Origin of the sequence: Pseudomonas sp. NFACC43, assembly GCF_900119645.1 — a bacterium.
In the GTDB taxonomy this organism is placed as follows: domain Bacteria; phylum Pseudomonadota; class Gammaproteobacteria; order Pseudomonadales; family Pseudomonadaceae; genus Aquipseudomonas.
This window is the reverse complement of sequence record NZ_FPKK01000036.1, coordinates 1-4,715: the sequence shown is the minus strand read 5'-3', so window position 1 is coordinate 4,715 and position 4,715 is coordinate 1. Positions and strand designations below refer to the sequence as shown.

Here is a 4,715-nt window from a genome sequence, read left to right as displayed (position 1 = left end):
GTCGTCGGCATCGCCATGAGCAAGACCGGAGCCGACAAGGGCCTGAGCAATTTATGCGAGGGCATCGGCAATGCCCTCTTTCCCCCCACGGTGCAGGCCAACATCCTCACCGGCTCCACCGACACGCTCACCAACAACATTCCCGCGGCCCGCGCCGCCGGAGCGATCGAGTCCCATGTCGCACCGGCCGGCACCGAGCTGGAGGCCCCCGAGGCCGAGCCCAGCTACCTGGACATGGCCGAGAGCTTCTTCTCGCAGATGTGGCGACCCACCGTCGCCACGCCTGCTCCCGGTGCCGTGCCCAAGCCAGAAGACCTGGTCATCTGCACCAAGCACCCGCCGATGCCACCGCAGTTCCTGGCCGAAGGCTCGGACAAGGTCACCATCAACGGCCAGCCCGCCGTGCGCAGCGGCGACCGCAGCACCTGCGATGCCAAGGTGGTGTCGTCCGGGCTGATCTCTCCGGATGTGACCATCGGCGGCGGTTCGGTGGTGGTGCGCGAGATCCGCAGCGGCAAGACACCGGGCGTGGGCCTGGCGGTGACTGCGTTGCTGATGCTCAAGGGTGGCAAGGGCAAGTTCTTGAGCAAGCTGCCGTGCATGTTGGTTGGCGGGGCGGCGTCGATGGCGGTCAGTAGTGCGATGGGCGCGGCGGCCAATGCGGCCATGGGCTCGTCGAACCCGGTGCATGCCGCCACCGGCGCAAAAGTGCTGGGCGATGTCGAGGAGCTGGACTTCGTCTTGCCCGGGATCCTGCCCATCGACTGGCAGCGCTTCTATAACAGCCGCGACGAACGGGGCGACAGTTTGTTCGGCGCCGGTTGGAGCGTCGCCTACGAAATACGCGTGGAGGTCCTGCCCCATCCCGAGGGCGGCGAAACCCTGGTCTACACCGACGAACAGGGCCGCCGCATCGACATGGGCTCGATCCCCCTGGGCGGCGCCGTGTTCAGCCCCGGTGAAGGGCTCTCGGTCCGGCGGCACTCCGATGGAAAACTGCTGATCGAAAGCGCGGATGGGCTGTATCGCCTGTTCGAACCGACACCGGGCCATGCTGCGCAGCTGCGCCTCGATCAACTGGGCGACCGTAACGACAACCGCATCCATCTCGACTACGACGAAACCGGGCGCCTGGTGCGGCTGCGCGACAGCTTCGATCAGGTACAGGTCGAACTGGTCTACGACCAGCGCCGTCCACAACGCGTCAGTCGGATCGAACGCCTCTACCCCGACCAGCGCCGCGAAGTGCTGATGCACTACGGCTACGACGCCCAAGGGGATCTGGCGCAAGTGCGCCACTCCAACAACCAGGTCAAACGGCGTTATGCCTACGACTCGGGGCGGCGCATGGTGGAGCACCAACTGCCCACCGGCCTGCGCTGTTTCTACGAATGGGCCCTGCTTGAAGACCGGGAATGGCGCGTGGTGCGCCATTGGACCGACGCTGGCGATACCTACACGTTCACCTATGATCTGGCCGGCGGCATCACCCGCATCACCGACGGCTTGAACCGCATCAGCACCCGGCGCTGGGACGAGCGCTACCGGATCACCGAAGCCACCGATGCACTGGATCGCACCTGGACCTTCCAGTGGAACGACGAAAGCCAGTTGCTGGGGGCCACCGATCCCAACGGCGGGCAGCATCGGTTCAGCTATGACGAAACGGGCAATCTGTGCCAGACCCTCGACCCGCTCGGGCGCAGCGAGTCGACGCTGTGGCTCGAACACTGGGCCCTGCCCCTGGCTGAAACCGATGCCGCGGGCAACACCTGGCAGTACCGCTATGACGCGCGTGGCAACCGTATCCGTGAAACCGACCCACTGGGCCATGTCACCCGCTACCGCTACGACAACCACGGTCAGGTCGTCGAAATCATCGACGCCAGCGGTAAAAGCAAAACGATGCGCTGGACGCCGCTGGGTCAACTCAGCGAACACACCGACTGCTCCGGCTCCACCACGCGACTGAGCTACGACGAGCGTGGGCTGTTGCTCGGCAGCACCGATGCACTGGGAGAACGCACCCGTTTCAGCTACGACGACCTGGGCCGATTGCTGAGCAAGCAACTGCCCGACGGGCGATCCGAGCACTATCAGCGCGATGCCAGCGGTCAGTTGATCGGCTACAGCGACGCCGCCGGGCACACCACGTGCTTCCAGCACACCCCAAGCGGCCAGTTGCACCTGCGCACCGACGCCCATGGCCGGCGGGTGGAGTTGAGCTACGACCACTACGGGCGCCTGCTGGCCCTGACCAACGAGAACGGCGAAAGCTATCGGTTCGCCTGGGATGCGGGCGACCGGCTGAGCACCCAGCAGAGCCTGGACGGCAGCCTCAAGCACTACACCTACGACGCACTGGACAACGTCACTCGCGTGCAAGCCCACGCCGCTCCCGGCAGCACCAACCTGGACCTCTCGCCACAAGCGCCCATCGTCCATGAACTGGAGCGCGACGCGGTAGGACGGCTGGTTGCCAAGGTCACCGCCGACGGGCGCACCGAATATCGCTATGACGCCCTCGACCAGGTCATTGCCGTAACCTTCACCAGCCTGACCGGTGACCAGCAGAGCGTCGGCTTCAGCTACGATGCCCTCGGGCAGTTGATTGCCGAACAGAGCTGGGCCGGACGCCTCGAGCATCGCTATGACGAACTGGGCAACCTCACCCAGACACAGCTTCCCGATGGCCGCTGGCTGAACCGCCTGCACTATGGCAGCGGCCATCTGCACCAGATCAACCTTGATGGCCAGGTCATCAGCGACTTCGAACGCGACCGTCTGCACCGCGAAGTACTGCGCACCCAGGGACGCCTCAGCACCCGCAGCGAATACGACCGCAGCGGTCGTCTGCGGGCTCGCCAGCGACGGCAGCAGGGCCAGTCGACGTTGCTGCCGCCAATAGCGCAGTCGCTGTTTGCCTACGACAGCAGCGATCAACTGGTGGAGCGCTTCGACAACCAGCCCGAAGCCCCTCATCGCCAACTGCTGCATTACGATGCCACCGGTCGGATCCTTGCCAGCCAGGACAACCTCAAGGGCCAGCGCGAAGGCTTCGCCTACGATCCATCGGCCAACCTGCTCGACGGACTGATGGGCACCGGGCATGTCACCCATAACCGCCTGTTGACCTATCAGGACAAGCGCTACCGCTACGACGGTTTCGGCCGCATGGTGGAAAAACGCAGCAGCCGACGCGGCGTACAGCGCTTCAAGTACGACGCAGAGCAGCGTTTGCTGGAGGTTCACAACGACAACGGCTCGGTCGTGAAGATGACCTACGACCCGTTGGGTCGACGCATCGAAAAGGCCGAATACGACCGTCACGCCAACGTGCTCGGCCGGACCCGCTTTACCTGGGATGCGCTGCAACTGTTACAGGAGCACCGCAACGGCCAGACCAGCCTCTACATTTATGCCGACGACAGCCACGAGCCCCTGGCCAGGGTCGATGGCATCGGTGAGCAGCAGAAAGTCCGTTATTACCACAACGATCTCAACGGCCTGCCCGAACAACTTTCCGAAGCCGACGGCCACACGCTTTGGCGTGCCCATTACCAGGTCTGGGGCAACACCGCCGAAGAGTTGCGCGAGCCGTATTTCATCGAAGAACAGAACCTGCGGTTCCAGGGCCAGTACCTGGACCGGGAAACCGGCCTGCATTACAACACCCTGCGCTTTTACGATCCGGACATCGGCCGGTTCACCACCCCGGACCCCATCGGCCTGGCAGGTGGATTGAACCTCTACCAATACGCGCCAAACCCGGTGAGCTGGATCGACCCCCTGGGGCTGATGAAGTGCACGACCCCGCCGAAAGGTCGCAAGGTCAACCGGACGGTTTATCGCTTTGAAGAGCCTGGGCGGATCAGCACGACCTGGACGGTGCATAAATGGAACGTCGCCGCCCGACACCGTTATACCGCCCCCGGCCTGGGTGGCGTCTACGGCGCCAACTCGCGCAAGACCGCCATGGGCGAGGTCAATCACTGGGGCGTGGACCTGTCCACGCGGGTCCTGGTGAGCAAGAAAGTTCAGCTCAACAACGTCCTGGACCTGACCCGCGCCGATGTGCGCAAGCAATTGGGCGTGTCGCTGAAAAGCATCACCGGCAACAAATACACCCAGACCCACCAGATCGGCGCCTGGGCCAAGGCCAACGGTTATGATGGGATCCTGGCGCCGTCGGCGCGCAACCCGACCGGCAGTAATCTGATTTCCTTCGCGGGCTTTTAGAAATGGGACTGGAAGACGAATACGTCGGCGACGCCGACTGGCAAACCTTTGCGCGTCTGTATGAAGAGGACTACCTCGACGACAACGCCCGCACGCTCGCCAAGTCCATGGACGACAACCTCGACATGGCCGTGGTGCTCTATGGAAAACGAGGGCTCAAGGAAGGCCTGTGGTGGATGGAACAAGTGGTGCCGGCCTTGGGTAACAAACGCCCGGCCGATTGCCTCAAGAGCCCGAAGCTGATCAGGCGCCTGAGAATGGCATTGATGAGCATGCCTTGACCCCATAGGAAAAAGTATGCAATGGAAAGCATCGAAGTACATGCAAACGCATCCGCCAGACATCCGAGTCCCATGAGTATTCAATATGCCTGACGCACTCTGGGCGGCCCGCTTGGGCGATGCACTGGAACATACCTCGATGATGGCCGACATCCTCGGCGGCGTGCTGGAGGTGGCAGCGAATATCGCGATCAC

At 63.5% G+C, this 4,715-nt stretch carries 2 protein-coding genes; both read left to right on the top strand.

Going from position 1 to position 4,715, the window contains the following annotated elements:
• Positions 1-4,239: RHS repeat-associated core domain-containing protein (locus BT179_RS26180; RefSeq protein WP_072449299.1), on the top strand; the 4,239-nt coding region annotated here is incomplete at its 5' end.
• Positions 4,240-4,241: 2 nt separating this feature from the next.
• The gene (locus BT179_RS26175) at positions 4,242-4,520 is read left to right on the top strand and encodes a hypothetical protein (RefSeq protein WP_072432390.1); all 279 of its coding nucleotides are present in this window, start codon (positions 4,242-4,244) and stop codon (positions 4,518-4,520) included.
• Positions 4,521-4,715 lie beyond the last annotated feature (195 nt).

What these genes read in the sequence shown, in the direction of transcription:
- BT179_RS26175 (WP_072432390.1), top strand. Translation starts at nt 4,242, where the DNA reads ATGGGACTGGAAGACGAATACGTCGGCGACGCCGACTGGCAAACCTTT.